Raw genomic sequence first — 19,998 nt, forward strand, 5'->3', positions numbered from 1 at the left:
TTTTGCTATCACGAAAAGCGGAAGCGCCTTTAAGGACATCCGAAGCTTGAAGGAGGCAATTCTATGCAAATCATTCAAACTGTTGTGGTTAAGCAGGTTTTAACAGAGAGTAGCAGGCAAAAGCTCTCAGAGAAGTATCAAGGCAAAATGCTGCAGCTGAAAAAGGAATGCGATCAGCTCCATTTTGAGCTAAAGCGACTAGAAAAAACGAAAACTTTTTCCCCGGAAGCTTTAAAAAAACATTTCCAAAAAGAAATTCAAATGCGGAAGGAAAAAATCAAGCTACTTGAGTTTCAAATGGAACAATTACATATCCTACCACTAGGTAGTGAAATAAAAGAGAAGGAAGTTCAGGCTCTCAAAGAAGTTAATGTTGGTGACTCTTGGGAAGAGGTGCTTGGACAACCTTGCATTATCATTAAAGAAGGTATCATCAAGGAAATTAGATAGAAGGTGAAACATATGGAAAAATGGTTTAATGTTGGGAAGATCGTTAATACTCAGGGCATAAAAGGCGAAGTGAGAGTAATTTCAAAAACTGACTTTCCTGAAAAGCGGTACAAGGTGGGCAATGTTTTATATTTGTTTATGCCTAATTCAAACACGCCAATTGAACTAACTGTGAAAAGCCACCGGACCCATAAAAATTTTAACCTGCTTACATTTGAAGGCTTCAATAATATCAATGAAGTGGAAAAATTCAGAGATGGGATATTAAAAGTGCCAGAATCACAGCTAGAAACGCTTGAAGAAGATGAATTTTATTATCACGAAATTATTGGCTGTCTCGTAGCAACGACTAAAGGAGAAGAAATTGGTAAAGTAACTGAAATATTATCTCCAGGTGCAAATGACGTGTGGGTGGTGAAAGGAAAAGGCGGGAAAGACGTTTTGATTCCTTATATCCATGAAGTCGTGAAGAAAGTGGATGTGAAAGAAAAAGTCATATTAATTGATCCAATGGAAGGGCTACTTTCATGATGCAAATTGATATTCTCACTTTATTTCCGGAGATGTTCACCGGGGTACTGGGACAATCCATTCTGCAAAAGGCTTCTGAAAAATCAGCTGTTAACTACAATGTAGTAAATTTTCGGGATTTCGCAGATAACAAGCACTCGACGGTTGATGATTATCCATATGGCGGCGGAGCTGGTATGGTGTTAAAGCCACAGCCCATTTTTGATGCTGTTTCAGCTCTTAAAGAAAATGCCAAAAGAAAGAGCCCAAGGGTGATTCTTCTTTGCCCGCAAGGTGAACGCTATAGCCAGCGAAAAGCAGAGGAATTGGCCTGTGAAGAGCATTTGATTTTTATTTGTGGCCATTACGAGGGCTATGATGAGAGAATCCGTGAAAATATTGTAACGGATGAAATATCTATTGGTGATTACGTTTTAACTGGGGGCGAGCTCGGGGCAATGGTCGTAGTTGATAGTGTTGTCCGACTATTACCTGAAGTATTAGGAAATCAAGAATCCCATATGAAGGATTCCTTCAGCACGGGACTACTTGAACATCCTCACTATACCAGGCCGGCTGATTTCCGTGGTTTAATGGTTCCTGAAGTACTTTTATCAGGGAATCACAAATTAATTGAAGAATGGCGAAACAAAGAAGCATTAAGACGTACGCTGTTAAGAAGACCGGATTTACTTGAGAAAATAGCCCTCACCCCTCAGCAGGAAAAATGGTTAAACGAAGTAAAAAAAGAATACGAGTAGTGTTGCGAGGTTACAATAATTATGGTATGATACTTCTTGTGACTTAAACTGATACCTATCAGATTGCGGTCTTATAACGATGTTCCGCTGCAAGCTATAAGGAAAATGATATGCATGAGCATCTGTTGGAAGGAGTTGAAAACGATGCATAAATTAATCGAAGAAATCACAAAAGAACAACTTCGTTCTGATTTACCTGCGTTCCGTCCTGGTGACACTGTACGTGTACACGTTAAAGTTATCGAGGGTACTCGCGAGCGTATTCAGTTATTCGAAGGTGTAGTGATTAAGCGTCGTGGTGGTGGAATTAGCGAAACTTTCACAGTTCGTAAAGTTTCTTACGGAGTAGGCGTTGAGCGTACTTTCCCAGTACACACACCAAAAATTGCGAAGCTTGAAGTTATTCGCCGCGGTAAAGTTCGCCGTGCTAAGCTTTACTACTTGCGTAACCTTCGCGGTAAAAAAGCAAGAATTAAAGAGATTCGATAATAAGAAAAGAAAAGAGCTTGCTTGTGAGCAAGTTCTTTTTTTATACAAATCATTAAATCGGTGCATATGGTGGTATGTAAATGATTGGGTAGATTTTCCCTTAATTGTTACTGATTTATAAACGAATTATTAAAGTTTGATAAAAATTGTGATCCCATCGTGTTAAATATGTTTAAGTTATGTAAAATAGGCTTTATAAAACATTTTTTTATTACTGATTGGTGGGGATTGTATGACAAAAAAGAAAAATGAGCTATGGGAATGGACAAAGGCCTTGTTAATTGCTGTGGCCTTAGCTGCAGTAATTAGGTATTTCCTTTTTGCTCCAATTGTAGTGGATGGTCTATCGATGATGCCTACATTGAAGGATCAGGATCGAATGATTGTTAATAAATTTAGTTATGACATTGGGGAACCCAAGCGATTTGATATCATCGTTTTTCATGCCCCAGAGAAGAAAGATTACATAAAGCGTGTAATTGGCCTACCTGGAGATACAATTGAGTATAAGAATGATACTTTATATGTAAATGGAAAAGCGTATAAAGAACCATATTTGGACGAATATAAGAAACAAGTACAGGATGGTCCATTAACGGACTCGTTCACACTTGAAGAAACTCCAGTCGGCCAAAAAACAGTTCCAAAAGGGGAATTGTTTGTTATGGGAGATAATCGACGCTTCAGTAAAGACTCAAGGCATATTGGATCGGTTCCATTAAGTAAGGTAATTGGTAAAACAAGCATTGTGTACTGGCCTTTAAATGATGCACATATTGTTACAGTGAAATAGATATAGTTTAGGGGGTGGCTGCTTTGACGATCCAATGGTTTCCTGGTCATATGGCCAAGGCTCGCAGAGAGGTCACAGAAAAGTTAAAATTAGTTGATATTATCTTTGAATTGGTAGATGCAAGGATTCCGTATTCTTCAAGAAATCCAATGATTGACGAAATCATCCAACATAAGCCGAGGCTGGTCTTACTTAATAAGGCAGACATGGCTGATCCGGTAGCGACGAAGGAATGGATAGCCTCATTCGCAGAGAAGGGAATAAAGGCTCTCGCAATTAATTCCCAAGCCGGTGAAGGGATGAAACAAATTGTCCAAGCCGCAAATGAAATCCTTAAAGAGAAATTTGACCGAATGAGGGCAAAAGGAGTAAGACCGAGAGCGATACGTGCGATGATTGTTGGTATTCCTAATGCCGGAAAATCTACACTCATCAACCGACTGGCTAAAAAAAATATAGCTAAGACAGGAAATACTCCTGGAGTGACAAAATCTCAACAGTGGATTAAAGTAGGGAAAGAATTGGAACTGCTGGATACACCAGGTATTTTATGGCCGAAATTTGAAGACCAAGAGGTTGGAATGAAATTGGCTATTACCGGTGCTATTAAAGACACTTTATTAAACCTGCAGGACTTGACGGTTTATACTCTTAGGTTCTTAGAGCGGGCGTATCCAGAACGCTTACAAGAGCGGTATAAGCTTACAGAAATACCAGAAGACCTTGTTGCATTATTTGACCATATTGGAGTGTTAAGAGGCTGTCTAATGGGCGGTGGTATGGTCGACTACGATAAAGTAGCAGAATTAGTGATTAGGGAGATAAGGTCTGAAAAATTTGGACGACTTACCCTTGAACGACCAAAGGATTTCCTAAAAGTAGAAGAAAATATAGAATAACAAAAAGGCTCTCCGTTAGGGGGCCTTAATTTTTCGAGAAAAAATAGTTTGGGTGAAGAGGATGAAAAAACAATCGATTGCCGAAATCGAGGCGTACCTTTCAACAATTGTAAATGAAGAGGATCCATTCTTTATTAAAATTCAGAAAGATGAGCGAAAAGGTGTTCATCAATGCATTCAAAAGTGGCATAGACAAAAAGAGCAGGAAAGGTTGCTCCAGGAAAAATTTATTGAAATGAATCAATTCGAGCGGAACTATCGAGAGGAAGGGTTTCAATTAATTGCAGGAATTGATGAAGTTGGAAGGGGACCGCTGGCTGGACCCGTTGTGGCTGCTGCTGTTATCCTACCAGAAAATTTCTTCTTAGCCGGAATTGATGACTCTAAAAAGCTTTCTGAAAAAAAACGTCAAGAATACGATAAAATGATTAGAAGTGAAGCGCTGGCATACAGTATTTCAATGATTAGTGCGGATGAAATTGATGAAATTAATATCTATGAAGCAACCAAAAAGGCAATGTATGTAGCGGTAGCCGGTTTAGATCCGAAGCCAGATTTTTTATTAATTGATGCTATGAAGCTAGAAACTCCATATCCTTCAGATTCAATTATAAAAGGGGATGCTCGAAGTATATCGATCGCAGCTGCATCCATCGTGGCTAAGGTAGCAAGAGATGAGTTAATGAAAGAAATTTCGTTAAGCTATCCAGCATATGGTTTTCAGCAAAATATGGGGTATGGTACGAAGGAACATATTCAAGCTATTCAACAGCATGGGATTACACCGTATCATAGAAAAAGCTTTGCGCCAGTAAAAGATTATATTGCACAACTTAAGTAAACAGGCACTTGCCTGTTTTTTTTATTGAGTTATTTTCGCAAGGCAACTTAGGACAGAGTAAACAGAAACACTGTCAGAAGACAAGGCAACTTCGGACAGAGTAGGCGGGAAAGACAAAAACACTGTCAGAAGATAAGGCAACTTCGGACAGAGTAAGTGGAAAAAACAGAAACATTGTCAGAAGGCGAGGCAACTTCGGACAGAGTAAGCAGAAAAACAGAAACACTGTCAGAAGGCAAGGCAACTTCGGACAGAGTAAGCAGAAAAAACAGAAACACTGTCAGAAGACAAGGCAACTTCGGACAGAGTAGGCGGAAAAGACAAAAACACTGTCAGAAGATAAGGCAACTTCGGACAGAGTAAGTGGAAAAAACAGAAACATTGTCAGAAGGCGAGGCAACTTCGGACAGAGTAAGCAGAAAAACAGAAACACTGTCAGAAGGCAAGGCAACTTCGGACAACATGAATTATTTTAAAGGGTACACTGTCAGAACCTGAAGTAAGTTTGGACAGGATTGCCAATGAGAACCTCAAAATTGTCCAAATCCAGCCCAATTCGAATACGATTAGCATTAAGAAACACATAGCTGTATTTTATTATTTTAAAAAATAAATATGGAAACATTTACTATTGAAATTTCTTAATGTTTACTAGAGATATTTAAATATTTTTCAGAATTTTTTAAAATGAATATAATTTTTTGCTTAATGGTGGACAAGGTATGTGTCATTATATAAAATGAAAACGGAGTCAATTTTTAGAAGAGTATGATATAGGAGGATGGGAAATGAATATCCATGAGTATCAAGGGAAAGAGATCCTCAGAAAGTACGGGGTTGCGGTTCCAAACGGTAAAGTGGCATTCACTGTTGAAGAAGCTGTGGAAGCTGCAAAAGAATTAGGCACACAGGTTTGTGTAGTTAAAGCACAAATTCATGCTGGCGGACGGGGGAAAGCTGGCGGTGTTAAAGTTGCGAAAAACCTTGATGAGGTTCGTACATATGCAAGCGAAATCCTCGGTAAAACTTTGGTAACACACCAAACAGGTCCAGAAGGTAAAGAAGTGAAACGCCTGCTTATTGAAGAAGGCTGTGATATCAAAAAAGAATATTATGTTGGACTAGTTTTAGACCGTGCTACTTCACGTGTTGTTTTAATGGCTTCTGAAGAGGGCGGAACGGAAATTGAAGAGGTTGCTGAAAAGACTCCAGAGAAAATTTTTAAAGAAGAAATTGATCCAGTGGTCGGCTTACAGCCTTACCAGGCACGTCGAATTGCATTCAATATTAATATTCCAAAAGAATTAATTAATCAGGCTGTTAAATTTATGACAGCTTTATACACTGCGTACATCGATAAAGATTGCTCAATTGCAGAAATTAACCCGCTAGTTGTTACAGGTGATGGTAAAGTAATGGCACTTGATGCTAAATTAAACTTTGATTCAAATGCCTTATATCGTCAGAAAGACATTTTAGAGTACCGTGATCTTGAAGAAGAAGATGCAAAGGAAATCGAAGCATCTAAATACGATTTAAGCTATGTTGCATTAGATGGTAACATCGGCTGTATGGTTAACGGTGCCGGACTTGCAATGTCCACGATGGATATCATTAAACATTACAGCGGCGATCCTGCTAACTTCCTTGATGTTGGGGGCGGCGCGACAGCTGAAAAGGTTACAGAAGCATTCAAAATTATCCTTTCTGATCCAAACGTAAAAGGTATTTTCGTCAATATCTTTGGTGGAATCATGAAGTGTGATGTTATTGCTGAGGGTGTAGTAGAAGCAGCTAAGCAGGTTGGGCTAAGTGTTCCACTTGTTGTTCGCTTAGAAGGAACAAATGTTGAATTAGGTAAGAAAATCTTAGCTGAGTCAAGCGTAGAAATTATTGCTGCTGAATCCATGGCTGATGGCGCACAAAAAATCGTTTCATTAGTGAAATAGGATTAAAGAAAGGGGAATTAACGTGAGCGTTTTTATTAATAAAGATACAAAAGTTATTGTTCAAGGGATTACTGGTTCAACGGCCCTTTTTCATACAAAACAAATGCTTGAATATGGTACACAGATTGTCGGTGGTACATCTCCAGGAAAAGGCGGAATGGAAGTAGAAGGCGTGCCTGTTTTTAACACAGTTAAAGATGCTGTTGATGCTACAGGGGCTACTGCATCTGTTATTTACGTACCAGCACCATTTGCAGCCGATGCGATTATCGAAGCAGTTGATGCTGATTTAGATCTTGCTATTTGTATTACGGAACATATTCCGGTTTTGGATATGGTAAAAGTAAAACGTTATATGGAAGGCAAAAAGACCCGCTTAGTAGGTCCAAACTGTCCGGGTGTTATCACTCCTGATGAATGTAAAATTGGTATCATGCCTGGTTACATTCATACTAAAGGACATGTAGGGGTTGTTTCACGTTCTGGAACATTAACTTACGAGGCTGTTCATCAATTAACGCAAGCAGGAATCGGTCAAACAACTGCTGTGGGTATTGGTGGCGACCCTGTAAACGGAACAGACTTCATCGATGTATTAAAGGCATTTAATGAAGATTCTGAAACATATGCAGTAATTATGATTGGTGAAATCGGTGGTACGGCAGAAGAAGAAGCGGCTGAATGGGTTAAGGCTAACATGACAAAACCTGTGGTTGGCTTCATTGGCGGACGTACTGCACCTCCTGGAAAGCGTATGGGCCATGCTGGTGCGATTATTTCAGGTGGAAAAGGTACAGCTGACGAAAAAATCCGTGTTATGAACGAATGTGGCATTAAAGTAGCTGACACACCATCCGTAATGGGCGAAACTCTAATCGAAGTATTAAAAGAACAAGGCTTATACGAAAAGTGTAAGACCCATTAAAAACTAATCTTCACATCATCAGATTAAACAGAAATAGTCTCTCACTCATGAGGGACTATTTCTTCTTTTAATAAAAAATTTATTGGAGGTATGTATTAAATGGACGACTTTAAAGAGAAATTGATTCATTTGCTTCACTATCCAAATCTCTCGTGGAATACAATTTTACAAATCTTAAAAAAAGATCCCACCCTAAACACCCTCACTCGAATACCAACTTACTCAACACAGCAAAGCTTCAATATTCCATCCCTTACCCGCGAAGATTCCGCTCCTAAATCAACCATTCTTCCACTTCCATTCGAAGTCATTCATGACCAAATCCGCCAATACGAAACCAATGAGATTGCCGTTATCACTATTTTTGATAAAGAATATCCACATTATTTAAAAGAAATTTATCAGCCTCCATGGGCACTATTTGCTAAAGGTGATGTGTCCTTATTAAATCATGAACCTAAACTTGCAGTAGTGGGTTCGCGTCAGGCTACTCAATATGGTAGAAATGCAATTAAATCTATCTTCCCCCAACTTATTGAAAATGGCGTACTTATTGTAAGTGGCTTAGCAAAAGGAATTGATGCATTAGCACATGAATTTGCTATAAAAAATGGAGGGAAAACAATAGCTGTTATTGCTGGGGGCATCTATCATATATACCCTAAAGAAAATATGAACCTAGCTTTAGAGATGATGAAAACACAGTTGATTGTCTCAGAATATCCCCCAGATACAAAACCACTTCGATGGCATTTTCCATTTCGAAATCGAATTATTAGCGGTCTATCTAGAGGTACCTTTATTATAGAAGCAAAAAGAAAAAGCGGATCACTCATCACAGCGAATTATGCCGTAAATGAAGGTAGAGATGTATTTTCATTGCCTGGCAGTATTTATAATCCATGTTCTGCAGGGGCTAACGAGCTAATTCAACAAGGGGCAAAACTTGTGACATGTGCAGGGGATATTTTAGAGGAAATAAGATAAAACTCTAGGTTAAAAGGGAATATTGGGAATAAAAGTAGCGTTTTTGCAGGTTTTTTTCGATTAAATGGAGAAATTAGCTAAAAAAGGTTGCAATAATTTCTAATATGTTATACATTTTCCAACAGAAGTTCGAAAAAATGGCTAAACATAAAATACTATTAAAATTAACTTATAAATTGATCATTATTGGGATAGGGCAGTTTTGTAAAGTATTTTCTCCGGTTCTAGTTTTTACTCGAATTTAGGAAAACTTCTCAAATAGTAAGCACTGTAGAAACAGGCATATGCCATTTTCAAGGCGCTTTCACACTTTCCCTCTTAAGGAGGATATTGGATGGCAGACTTTCTAGTAATTGTAGAATCACCTGCAAAAGCGAAAACGATTGAACGTTATTTAGGAAATAAATATAAAGTAAAAGCATCAATGGGACATGTGAGAGACTTACCGAGAAGCCAAATGGGAGTCGGCCCAGAGAATGGATTTGAACCTAAGTATATTACCATCCGAGGCAAGGGTCCTGTATTGAAAGAATTAAAAACAGCAGCCAAAAAAGTGAAAAAAGTCTTTCTCGCAGCCGACCCCGATCGCGAAGGGGAAGCAATTGCTTGGCATTTGGCTCACAGTCTGGATGTAGATATTCATTCAGATTGTCGGGTGGTTTTTAATGAAATTACAAAAGAAGCAATCAAGGAATCTTTTAAACATCCACGTCCGATTAATATGGACCTCGTTGATGCACAGCAGGCACGAAGGGTTTTAGACCGGCTTGTAGGCTACAATATCAGTCCACTTTTATGGAAGAAAGTAAAAAAAGGATTGAGTGCAGGACGTGTTCAATCAGTTGCAGTCCGCCTGATTATTGATAGGGAAAATGAAATTAAAGCGTTTACTCCTGAGGAATATTGGACAATTGAAGGAGAATTTTTAAAGGGTAAAGACCATTTTAGTGCGTCATTTCATTCTCTTGTTGGAAATTCCCTTGTTGGAAGAGAAAAAACGGGGCTAGCCTCAGAGCAGGATGTTCAAGCGGTATTGAAGCAATTAGATGATAATAAGTTTAAAGTTGTCTCAGTCACTAAAAAGGAAAGAAGAAGAAATCCGGCACCACCTTTCATTACTTCTTCCTTACAACAAGAAGCAGCGAGGAAACTTAATTTTCGTGCGAAGAAAACCATGATGCTTGCACAGCAGCTGTATGAAGGTATTGAGCTTGGGAAAGAAGGAACAGTTGGACTCATTACCTATATGAGAACAGATTCAACAAGAATTTCCGAAGTAGCTCAAACAGAAGCCGCTACTTATATAAAAGCGGAGTTCGGTGAAAGCTTTTTAAAAGAAGAACAAAGAAAAGAGAAAAAGCAGTCGAATGCTCAAGATGCCCACGAAGCTATACGTCCGACAAGTACATTAAGGGATCCGAACAGCATGAAGGAATTTCTTTCTCGAGATCAATTCCGCCTCTATAAATTAATTTGGGAGCGCTTCTTAGCAAGCCAAATGGCACAAGGTGTAATGGATACGATGAGTGTAGATTTGCAAAATGGAAATGTGATATTCCGTGCAACTGGATCGAAGATCAAGTTTCCTGGTTTCATGAAGGTGTATGTAGAAGGATCGGACGATCAGGTAGATGGCCCAGATAGAATGCTACCGGATTTAAAAGAAGGAGATGAGGTCATTAAAAAAGACATCGAACCTAAGCAGCATTTCACACAGCCACCACCAAGATACACCGAGGCGAGATTGGTGAAAACGCTAGAAGAACGGGGTATTGGCCGCCCGTCTACCTATGCACCAACTCTTGATACGATTCAAAAGCGCGGCTATGTTGCCTTGGACAATAAGCGATTTGTGCCAACGGAACTTGGTGAAATTGTTCATGAGTTAATGGTCGAGTTTTTCCCAGATATATTAAATGTGGAATTTACTGCTAAGATGGAAAAAGGCTTAGATAATATAGAAGATGGTAAGGTTCGTTGGGTTCAAATAATTGATGAGTTTTACCAAGACTTTGAAACGCATTTAAAAATAGCCGAAAAAGAGATGCAGTCTGTAGAAATCAAAGATGAGCCTGCAGGCGAAGACTGTGAAAACTGTGGAAGTCCAATGGTGTATAAAATGGGACGCTATGGAAAATTTATGGCATGCAGTAATTTTCCAGATTGTCGAAACACCAAGCCAATAGTAAAAGAAATTGGTATGACTTGTCCTAGTTGTAAGGAAGGTCAGGTTGTTGAACGAAAGAGTAAGAAAAAGAGACTTTTTTACGGTTGTACCAAATACCCAGAATGTGAATTCATCTCTTGGGATAAGCCGCTACCAAGACCTTGTCCAAAATGTGAGGGCTTGCTGGTAGAAAAGAAATTGAAAAAAGGTGTACAGGTACAATGTACGGAATGTGACTATAAGGAAGAGCAACAGAGTTAAAAGGGTGGGAAATCTCCGCTCTTTTTTTTATTTGTGAAATAAAAAACTTTTTTGTTTTTAATTCGTATAGTACAATGCAAGATGGACTTAAATGAGGGAAAGCTAATTGTATATGCTATTTCTCTTTAAAAATTGGGTATAAATGTAATAGGAAGTACATCAGGAGGTATATTGATGAAGGATGTAACAATAAATGTTGTCGGTGCTGGCTTAGCAGGAAGTGAAGCAGCATGGCAAATAGCTAAACGTGGTGTAAAGGTCCGTCTTTACGAAATGCGTCCTGTGAAACAGACTCCTGCCCACCATACAGATAAATTTGCTGAATTGGTTTGTAGTAATTCACTGCGAGCAAATACATTAACCAATGCAGTAGGTGTGCTTAAAGAAGAAATGCGAAAGCTGGATTCTGTCATCATGGCAGCAGCAGATGCTTGTTCCGTTCCAGCTGGTGGAGCTTTAGCGGTTGATCGCCATGAATTTGCTGCTAAGGTAACGGAGTTAGTCAAGAATCATGAAAATGTAACGGTAGTAAATGAAGAGGTAACCAAAATCCCTGAAGGTCCAACGGTTATTGCTACTGGTCCTCTAACGAGTGCAGACCTCTCTGCAGAATTAAAGAACCTTACTGGTGAGGAATATCTTTATTTTTATGATGCAGCAGCGCCTATTCTTGAAAAAGAAAGCATTGACATGGACAAGGTTTACTTGAAGTCACGCTATGATAAGGGTGAAGCAGCCTATCTTAATTGTCCTATGACGGAAGAAGAGTTTAATCGCTTTTATGAAGCACTTATTTCTGCGGAAACAGTTCCGTTAAAGGAATTTGAAAAGGAAATCTTCTTTGAAGGTTGTATGCCAATTGAAGTAATGGGTTCAAGAGGAAAAAAGACAATGCTGTTCGGTCCATTAAAGCCAGTTGGATTAGAAGATCCAAAAACAGGGAAAAGACCATTTGCAGTCGTACAGCTTCGTCAAGATGATGCAGCCGGAACATTGTTTAATATTGTCGGTTTTCAGACACATTTAAAGTGGGGAGCACAAAAAGAGGTAATTCAGTTAATACCGGGTCTTGAAAATGCTGAAATTATCCGTTATGGTGTTATGCATCGCAACACCTTTATAAACTCTCCAAAAGTACTTAAGGCAACTTATCAATTCCGGAATAGAGAAGATTTATTTTTTGCTGGCCAAATGACTGGTGTGGAAGGTTATGTGGAATCTGCAGCAAGTGGTCTGATTGCTGGGATTAATGCTGCAAGGTTAGTTCAGGGGATGGAAACCGTTGAATTTCCAGCTGAAACAGCTATAGGGAGTATGGCTCGTTATATTACTACCGCTAATGCAAAAAACTTCCAGCCTATGAATGCTAATTTTGGCTTATTCCCTGAACTCCCAGTTAAAATTAAGGGTAAACAGGAAAGAAATTTAGAGCATGCAAATCGAGCACTAGACACAATTCAGAACTTTGTGAAAGTTTTGTAAAATTTATTGCAAGGGCTTTAGAAGTATGTTACGATTTAGTAGCCCTTGTGAGGTGAATTTTGTGACAAATGTGAATGTTTTCTTAAAGTTATTTCTGGAGTATTTACAAATGGAACGTAATTACTCAAAATATACAATTGAACATTATCAACATGATATCAGTGATTTCTTTGTGTTCATGGCTGAGCAAGCCGTAAATCAAGTCGAAATGGTGCAATATCATGATGCAAGACTCTATCTTACCAGATTATTTGAAAAAAAACTTGCAAGAAAAACGGTTGCCAAAAAAATATCTGCATTAAGAAGTTTCTATAAATTTTTGCTTCGGGAAAAGTATGTAGAAAGTAATCCATTTTTGCTTCTAACAATACCAAAGCTTGAAAAACGGTTACCGCAATTCTTTTATGAAAATGAACTTACACTGCTATTTGATTCATGTGAAACTAATACACCCTTGGGTCAACGGAACAAAGCACTACTTGAACTTTTATATGGGACAGGGATACGAGTAAGTGAGTGCTGTCAAATCAGCTTAAAAGATCTTGATTTTTACCTTTTAACAATACTGATTCATGGAAAAGGGAACAAAGAACGTTATGTACCTTTCGGAAGCCAAGCAAAAGCTGCATTAGATTTATACATAAACGATGGCAGGAAAAAGCTAATAGCCGATAAGCAATCCATTGAGACTTTATTTGTTAATAACCGTGGCGGTCCATTAACAACTAGGGGTACGAGAAAAATATTGAATCGAATGATTGAAAAATCTGCTTTGGATTCAAGTATTCATCCACATAAGCTGCGGCATTCCTTTGCCACCCACTTACTCAATAATGGTGCAGATCTACGTTCAGTCCAAGAATTGTTAGGGCATGCTTATTTATCTTCCACCCAGGTGTATACACATGTAACCAATGATCACTTAAGGAAAACGTATATGGCCCATCATCCAAGGGCATAAATGTATAATATTTTTCATATGGATTTTTAATGGTTACTTACAATTTACTCTTTGTCTGTAAACGGAAAATACTCCTATAGGAGGTCAATTAAATGAACCAATTTCATGCAACAACGATTTTTGCTGTTCACCATAATGGTCAGTGCTCTATGTCAGGTGATGGTCAAGTTACGTTTGGTAATGCAGTAGTGATGAAGCACACTGCAAAAAAAGTTAGAAAGATATTTAATGGTAGAGTGTTAGCCGGTTTTGCTGGGTCTGTTGCTGATGCTTTCACCTTGTTTGAGTTATTTGAAGGCAAATTAGAGGAATATAACGGCAACCTACAAAGAGCGTCAGTTGAACTGGCTAAAGAGTGGAGAAGTGACAAAATTCTTAGAAAACTTGAAGCCATGCTGATTGTTATGGACCGGGAAAATTTATTATTAGTATCCGGTACCGGTGAAGTCATCGAACCAGACGATGGCATACTTGCGATTGGTTCAGGTGGGAATTATGCACTTGCGGCAGGTCGTTCCCTGAAAAAATATGCTGGTGATCATTTGACGGCGAAAGAAATAGCGAAAGCTTCTTTAGAAATAGCTGCGGAAATATGTGTGTATACGAACCACAATATTATTGTTGAAGAGCTATAACGGAAAGGAGACTGAAGAATGGGAAAAACTAATACCAATAATTTAACCCCTCGCCAAATCGTCGAAAGACTTGATCAATATATTATTGGACAGAAAGATGCTAAGAAAGCAGTTGCTGTCGCCCTTAGAAACCGCTATAGAAGAGGTTTATTGAATGACAAGATTCGGGATGAGGTCATTCCTAAAAATATTTTAATGATCGGACCTACGGGTGTTGGGAAAACAGAGATTGCCCGGAGGATTGCAAAGCTTGTTGGTGCACCGTTTATTAAGGTTGAAGCGACTAAATTCACTGAAGTTGGTTATGTTGGCCGTGACGTTGAATCAATGGTAAGAGATTTGGCTGAAACGTCTGTTCGTTTAGTTAAAGAAGATCGAATGCAAAGTGTGAAAGAGCGTGCCGAGGAAAATGCTAACAGCAGGCTGGTTGATTTACTCGTTCCTTCAGCAAAAAAATCAACCAACTATAAAAACCCGCTTGAAATGTTATTTGGTGGAGGAAATTCCTCTTCTGAACCGGAGGCACCTCAAGAAGATTATTCCGTTCAGGAAAAACGGAAAATCGTCAAAGAGAAATTGGCATTAGGTCAATTAGAGGATGAAATGGTTACGGTAGAAGTTGAGGAACAAGCGCCTTCAATGTTTGATATGCTTCAAGGTTCAGGCATTGAACAAATGGGTATGAATATGCAAGATGCACTTAGCAGCTTTATGCCTAAAAAACGCAAGAAAAGGAAACTAACTGTTCGGGAAGCCAGGAAGGTTTTAACCAATGAAGAAGCCTCCAAGCTAATAGATATGGATGAAGTAACATCTGAAGCTATTTATCGTGCTGAACAGACTGGTATTATTTTCATTGATGAAATTGATAAAATTGCCAGCAAGAATTCAGGTGGTTCTTCAGCAGATGTATCAAGAGAAGGGGTTCAACGAGATATTCTTCCAGTGGTTGAAGGTTCTACAGTTGTAACCAAATATGGTTCCATTAAAACCGACCATATTTTATTCATTGCTGCAGGGGCATTTCACATGGCTAAGCCGTCCGATTTAATTCCTGAACTTCAAGGACGTTTTCCAATTCGTGTGGAACTCACAAAGCTTACTGTAGATGACTTCTTTAGGATTTTAATCGAACCTGATAATGCTTTAATTAAGCAATATCAAGCTTTATTGGAAACAGAAGGTATACAAATTGAATTTTCTGACGATGCTATTCGTAGAATTGCAGAAGTAGCCTTTGATGTGAATCAAAATACCGACAATATTGGTGCGAGACGACTTCATACAATCTTAGAAAAGCTTTTAGAAGATTTATCTTTTGAAGCGCCAGATATCACGATGGACAAAATCACCATCACTCCACAATATGTAGACGAGAAACTTGGAGCAATCTCCAAAAACAAAGACTTAAGTCAATTTATCCTATAGGAATGTCTAGTTTGTCGATTGGCAAAATTCTCATTCTTTATATACCTATTACGTCAAAATAGTTACATTTAAAAATTTTATAATGGTTGTAGTCAATTAGGAGGAAGAAACAGATGGATTTACTTACAAAAACTAGACGGATTAACGTATTATTACAAAAAGCAGCAGGAAAACCGGTAAACTTTAAGGAAATGTCTGAGACATTAAGTGAAACGATTGAAGCGAATGTTTACATTGTAAGCCGTCGTGGAAAACTTCTTGGATTTTCAATTTATCAACAAATTGAAAACGAGAGAATGAAGAAAATGTTCGAAGATCGTCAATTTCCTGAGGAGTATACAAAAGGCTTATTCAATATTCAAGAAACTTCTTCAAACTTGGATATTGAAAGTCAATATACAGCTTTCCCTGTAGAAAATAGAGATTTATTCCGTGAAGGTTTAACAACAATCGTTCCAATTATCGGTGGGGGAGAACGTCTTGGTACATTAATCCTTGCAAGATTGCAAGAGAAGTTCCATGATGATGACCTAATCCTTGGTGAATATGGTGCGACTGTAGTAGGTATGGAGATTTTACGTGAAAAATCAGAAGAGATTGAAGAAGAGGCTAGAAGCAAAGCTGTCGTTCAAATGGCTATTAGTTCATTATCGTATAGTGAACTTGAAGCAATTGAACATATTTTTGAAGAACTTAATGGTTCTGAAGGCTTGCTTGTTGCATCAAAAATTGCTGACCGCGTTGGTATTACTCGTTCTGTTATCGTAAACGCTCTAAGAAAGCTTGAAAGTGCAGGGGTAATTGAATCTCGTTCCCTTGGAATGAAAGGTACGTATATCAAAGTCTTAAATGATAAGTTCCTTGTAGAACTTGATAAATTAAGATCTAACTAAAAAGTAAATCTCCAGGTGCGCCTGGAGATTTTTTTTTAAAAGTATACTTGATTGTTATTTATACATGTGCTATATTATTTCATGGTGTTAATACACACGCTCGTTGATTTAAACAGATGGTGCTGTTGATTACAGTTTCTGTTTAAAGATGATAGGAGCGGAGGAAATCAAACCATTAGGAGGAAACAAAACATGTCAGTTATTTCAATGAAACAATTGCTTGAAGCTGGTGTACACTTCGGACACCAAACTCGCCGTTGGAACCCTAAAATGAAGAAATATATCTTCACAGAGCGTAACGGTATCTACATCATCGACCTTCAAAAGACAGTTAAGAAGGTAGAAGAAGCTTACAATTGGGTTAAGGACCTTGCTGGTAACGGTGGTACTATCCTTTTTGTTGGTACAAAGAAACAAGCTCAAGATTCTGTTAAAGAAGAAGCAGCTCGTTCTGGTATGTACTATGTTAACCAACGTTGGTTAGGTGGTACACTAACAAACTTTGAAACAATCCAAAAGCGTATTGGCCGCTTAAAAGATATTGAAAGAATGTCTGAAGACGGCACTTTCGAAGTATTACCTAAAAAAGAAGTTGTTCAATTAAAGAAAGAACAAGAACGTCTTGAGAAGTTCTTAGGCGGAATTAAAGATATGAAGCAACTTCCTGATGCACTATTCATCATCGACCCTCGTAAAGAGCGTATCGCAGTTGCTGAAGCTAAAAAATTAAACATTCCTATCGTAGGTATTGTTGATACAAACTGTGATCCAGACGAAATCGACGTTGTCATTCCTGCAAACGACGATGCAATTCGTGCGGTTAAGCTTTTAACTGGTAAAATGGCTGATGCTATCCTAGAAGCTAAACAAGGTGAAGAAGTTACTGCTTAATTAATTTAAGTGCTTAACAATAAAAAGGTGATAAGAGGGAGCACCCTTTATCACCTTTTTTTAAAGAAAACCCGCTATTCTTGTACTTAACAAAAGTACAGTAGTGAAAGAATGTTTATCTTAGCTAACAATGGCTAAGATATGAATATAGTACATAGTATTTAAAGGAGGAAGTTAATTATGGCAGTTACTGCTCAAATGGTAAAAGAACTTCGTGAAAAAACTGGCGCAGGTATGATGGATTGTAAAAAAGCGTTAACAGAAACAGATGGTGATATGGAAAAAGCAATTGATTTCTTACGTGAAAAAGGAATTGCAAAAGCTGCAAACAAAGCTGACCGTATTGCTGCAGAAGGTTTAACTTCTATCGTTGTAGATGGTAATGAGGCTGTAATTCTTGAAGTAAACTCTGAAACAGACTTCGTTGCAAAAAATGAAGCATTCCAAGCACTTGTTAAGGAAATTGCTGAACACCTTCTTAAAAACAAACCAGCAACTGTTGAAGAAGCAGCTGCTCAAACAATGGAAAACGGTGCAACTGTAGCAGATCACATCAATGCTTCAATCGCTAAAATTGGTGAAAAACTTTCTCTTCGTCGCTTTGCAGTAGTTTCTAAAACTGATAACGATGCGTTTGGTGCTTACCTACACATGGGTGGACGTATCAGCGTATTAACAGTTCTTGAAGGTACTACTGATGCAGATTCTGCAAAAGATATTTCTATGCACATCGCTGCATTAAAACCAAAATACGTATCACGTGACCAAGTATCACAAGAAGAAGTTGAGCGTGAGCGTCAAGTATTAACTCAACAAGCTCTTAACGAAGGTAAGCCTGAAAATATCGTTGCGAAAATGGTTGAAGGCCGTCTTGGAAAGTACTTTGAAGATGTTTGTGTACTTGACCAAACTTTCGTTAAAAACCCTGACCAAAAAGTTCGTCAATTTGTTGAATCTAAGGGTGCAACTCTTCGTGAATTCGTTCGTTACGAAGTTGGAGAAGGTATCGAGAAGCGTGAAGATAACTTCGCTGAAGAAGTTATGAACCAAGTAAATAAACAATAGTCAAATATTCTCTTGTTTAAAAACATAAGCTTTAAGGGAATGTTACTGAAATAAGTTTTTGAATAGGGGACACGATGTGTTCCCTATTTTTCAAGAAAAATATTGTTTAGCAAAGCGCTGAAATGTAGCGCTAGTGCTTTCAAATTTACATACGGAGGTTTATATGAGCGGTCCTAAGTACAAACGCGTAGTTTTAAAATTGAGCGGAGAAGCACTTGCTGGTGAATCTAGCTTTGGTATAAAACCTTCTGTAATCAAATCGATTGCCATCCAAGTAAAAGAAATAGCTGAACTTGGAGTGGAGGTAGCAGTAGTCGTAGGTGGCGGTAACATTTGGCGTGGGAAAATCGGCAGTGAAATGGGTATGGATCGAGCTAATGCTGATTATATGGGTATGCTTGCAACAGTGATGAATTCTTTGGCACTTCAAGATAGTTTGGAGAACTTAGGAATAGAATCACGGGTTCAAACCTCGATTGAAATGCGTCAGGTTGCAGAACCATACATTAGACGTCGTGCAATTAGACATTTAGAAAAGAAACGTGTAGTTATTTTTGCAGCAGGAACAGGGAACCCATATTTCTCAACAGATACTACTGCAGCGTTAAGAGCAGCAGAAATCGATGCTGAAGTAATTTTAATGGCAAAAAATAATGTGGATGGTGTGTACTCAGCAGATCCACGTATTGATGCAAATGCTACTAAATATGAAGATCTTTCATTCCTAGATGTATTAAAAGAAGGATTAGCAGTAATGGATTCAACTGCATCTTCTTTATGTATGGATAATGATATTCCACTTATCGTTTTCTCAATTATGGAACAAGGCAATATTAAAAAAGCCGTTATGGGTGAAAAAATAGGAACTGTTGTTAGGGGGAAAAATTAAATGCCGAAACAAGTTATTGCTGGTACAAAGGATCGTATGACAAAAGCAATTCAATCTTATACACGTGAGCTTGCTAGTATCCGTGCTGGGAGAGCAAGTGCATCCTTGCTCGATCGCATTACTGTTGATTATTATGGTGCGCCAACACCTGTCAATCAAGTGGCTGGTATTTCTACTCCAGAAGCTAGACTACTTGTTATTCAACCCTATGATAAATCTATTCTCGGTGATATTGAAAAAGCAATCCTTAAATCTGACTTAGGTTTAAATCCATCAAACGATGGGTCAATTATTCGTATTGCTATCCCACAGTTGACTGAAGAGCGCCGTAAAGAGCTTGTAAAAGTAGTGAAAAAAGAATCAGAAGAAGCAAAAGTTGCCATTCGTAACATCCGTCGTGATGGAAACGATGACTTGAAGAAGCTTGAAAAGAATGGAGAAATAACTGAAGATGCGCTTCGCGGCTATTCCGACGATATGCAAAAACTTACAGATGAATTCATTCAAAAAATCGATCAAATCACGAAAGATAAAGAAAAAGAAATCCTAGAAGTGTAATTGAGTGTGAAGACCCTCTATTTAGGGGGTTTTTTCACTATTTTAGGGGTATTTTTATTTAATAAGATTACCCGAGAATGTTTTCTGAACATTATTCTTAATTCCTTTTATTTTACATAAGTTATTTATTAGAGATATCTTCTTGCTTTTTTGGTATGATAAAA

General features: G+C 38.2%; 20 protein-coding genes. All 20 read left to right on the forward strand.

The window, feature by feature from the left end:
* Positions 1 to 63 precede the first annotated feature (63 nt).
* The 20 genes from AC3A54_RS13270 to frr all read left to right on the forward strand — a co-directional run bounded on the left by AC3A54_RS13270 (position 64) and on the right by frr (position 19,834).
* Positions 64 to 450 (forward strand): YlqD family protein, encoded by a 387-nt coding sequence (locus AC3A54_RS13270; RefSeq protein ID WP_487654794.1) that lies wholly within the window; start codon positions 64 to 66, stop codon positions 448 to 450.
* A gap of 12 nt (positions 451 to 462) precedes the next feature.
* Positions 463 to 981 (forward strand): ribosome maturation factor RimM, encoded by a 519-nt coding sequence (gene rimM, locus AC3A54_RS13275; RefSeq protein ID WP_308080195.1) that lies wholly within the window; start codon positions 463 to 465, stop codon positions 979 to 981.
* A complete protein-coding gene (gene trmD / locus AC3A54_RS13280) occupies positions 978 to 1,721 on the forward strand; it encodes a tRNA (guanosine(37)-N1)-methyltransferase TrmD (protein ID WP_487654795.1) in 744 nt (247 codons plus the stop codon). The genes rimM and trmD overlap by 4 nt, the downstream gene beginning before the upstream one ends.
* A 144-nt stretch (positions 1,722 to 1,865) precedes the next feature.
* Positions 1,866 to 2,210: a 50S ribosomal protein L19 gene (gene rplS, locus AC3A54_RS13285; protein WP_235743156.1), complete on the forward strand. Its 345-nt coding sequence runs from the start codon at positions 1,866 to 1,868 to the stop codon at positions 2,208 to 2,210.
* 232 nt (positions 2,211 to 2,442) lie between these two features.
* The gene (lepB, locus tag AC3A54_RS13290) at positions 2,443 to 3,003 is read left to right on the forward strand and encodes a signal peptidase I (protein WP_335526315.1); all 561 of its coding nucleotides are present in this window, start codon (positions 2,443 to 2,445) and stop codon (positions 3,001 to 3,003) included.
* A 23-nt stretch (positions 3,004 to 3,026) separates the two neighbouring features.
* Positions 3,027 to 3,902: a ribosome biogenesis GTPase YlqF gene (ylqF, locus tag AC3A54_RS13295; RefSeq protein WP_335544839.1), complete on the forward strand. Its 876-nt coding sequence runs from the start codon at positions 3,027 to 3,029 to the stop codon at positions 3,900 to 3,902.
* Between the two features lie 61 nt (positions 3,903 to 3,963).
* A complete protein-coding gene (gene rnhB, locus AC3A54_RS13300; protein WP_487654796.1) occupies positions 3,964 to 4,743 on the forward strand; it encodes a ribonuclease HII in 780 nt (259 codons plus the stop codon).
* Between the two features lie 788 nt (positions 4,744 to 5,531).
* Positions 5,532 to 6,692, forward strand: coding sequence for an ADP-forming succinate--CoA ligase subunit beta (gene sucC / locus AC3A54_RS13305; protein WP_308080190.1), 1,161 nt, complete (start codon positions 5,532 to 5,534; stop codon positions 6,690 to 6,692).
* Between the two features lie 22 nt (positions 6,693 to 6,714).
* A complete protein-coding gene (gene sucD / locus AC3A54_RS13310) occupies positions 6,715 to 7,617 on the forward strand; it encodes a succinate--CoA ligase subunit alpha (RefSeq protein WP_308080189.1) in 903 nt (300 codons plus the stop codon).
* Positions 7,618 to 7,716: 99 nt separating this feature from the next.
* Positions 7,717 to 8,604 (forward strand): DNA-processing protein DprA, encoded by an 888-nt coding sequence (gene dprA / locus AC3A54_RS13315; protein ID WP_487654797.1) that lies wholly within the window; start codon positions 7,717 to 7,719, stop codon positions 8,602 to 8,604.
* A gap of 334 nt (positions 8,605 to 8,938) precedes the next feature.
* Positions 8,939 to 11,032 (forward strand): type I DNA topoisomerase, encoded by a 2,094-nt coding sequence (gene topA / locus AC3A54_RS13320; protein WP_487654798.1) that lies wholly within the window; start codon positions 8,939 to 8,941, stop codon positions 11,030 to 11,032.
* A gap of 174 nt (positions 11,033 to 11,206) precedes the next feature.
* Positions 11,207 to 12,514: an FADH(2)-oxidizing methylenetetrahydrofolate--tRNA-(uracil(54)-C(5))-methyltransferase TrmFO gene (trmFO, locus tag AC3A54_RS13325; protein ID WP_335548068.1), complete on the forward strand. Its 1,308-nt coding sequence runs from the start codon at positions 11,207 to 11,209 to the stop codon at positions 12,512 to 12,514.
* A gap of 25 nt (positions 12,515 to 12,539) precedes the next feature.
* The gene (gene xerC / locus AC3A54_RS13330) at positions 12,540 to 13,475 is read left to right on the forward strand and encodes a tyrosine recombinase XerC (RefSeq protein ID WP_487654799.1); all 936 of its coding nucleotides are present in this window, start codon (positions 12,540 to 12,542) and stop codon (positions 13,473 to 13,475) included.
* A gap of 92 nt (positions 13,476 to 13,567) precedes the next feature.
* A complete protein-coding gene (gene hslV, locus AC3A54_RS13335) occupies positions 13,568 to 14,110 on the forward strand; it encodes an ATP-dependent protease subunit HslV (protein ID WP_308080183.1) in 543 nt (180 codons plus the stop codon).
* 18 nt (positions 14,111 to 14,128) lie between these two features.
* Complete coding sequence (gene hslU, locus AC3A54_RS13340; protein WP_335548071.1) at positions 14,129 to 15,538, forward strand: ATP-dependent protease ATPase subunit HslU; 1,410 nt, start codon at positions 14,129 to 14,131, stop codon at positions 15,536 to 15,538.
* Positions 15,539 to 15,651: 113 nt separating this feature from the next.
* The gene (codY, locus tag AC3A54_RS13345) at positions 15,652 to 16,431 is read left to right on the forward strand and encodes a GTP-sensing pleiotropic transcriptional regulator CodY (protein WP_308080181.1); all 780 of its coding nucleotides are present in this window, start codon (positions 15,652 to 15,654) and stop codon (positions 16,429 to 16,431) included.
* Between the two features lie 192 nt (positions 16,432 to 16,623).
* The gene (gene rpsB / locus AC3A54_RS13350) at positions 16,624 to 17,322 is read left to right on the forward strand and encodes a 30S ribosomal protein S2 (RefSeq protein ID WP_308080180.1); all 699 of its coding nucleotides are present in this window, start codon (positions 16,624 to 16,626) and stop codon (positions 17,320 to 17,322) included.
* 180 nt (positions 17,323 to 17,502) lie between these two features.
* Complete coding sequence (gene tsf / locus AC3A54_RS13355; protein WP_487654800.1) at positions 17,503 to 18,387, forward strand: translation elongation factor Ts; 885 nt, start codon at positions 17,503 to 17,505, stop codon at positions 18,385 to 18,387.
* A 163-nt stretch (positions 18,388 to 18,550) separates the two neighbouring features.
* The gene (gene pyrH / locus AC3A54_RS13360) at positions 18,551 to 19,276 is read left to right on the forward strand and encodes a UMP kinase (protein ID WP_308080178.1); all 726 of its coding nucleotides are present in this window, start codon (positions 18,551 to 18,553) and stop codon (positions 19,274 to 19,276) included.
* Positions 19,277 to 19,834 carry a ribosome recycling factor gene (frr, locus tag AC3A54_RS13365; RefSeq protein ID WP_308080177.1) on the forward strand — a complete coding sequence of 186 codons (558 nt, stop codon included), beginning with the start codon at positions 19,277 to 19,279 and terminating at the stop codon, positions 19,832 to 19,834.
* Positions 19,835 to 19,998: the final 164 nt, after the last annotated feature.

The organism is Neobacillus sp. Soil_C_43, from assembly GCF_057656715.1.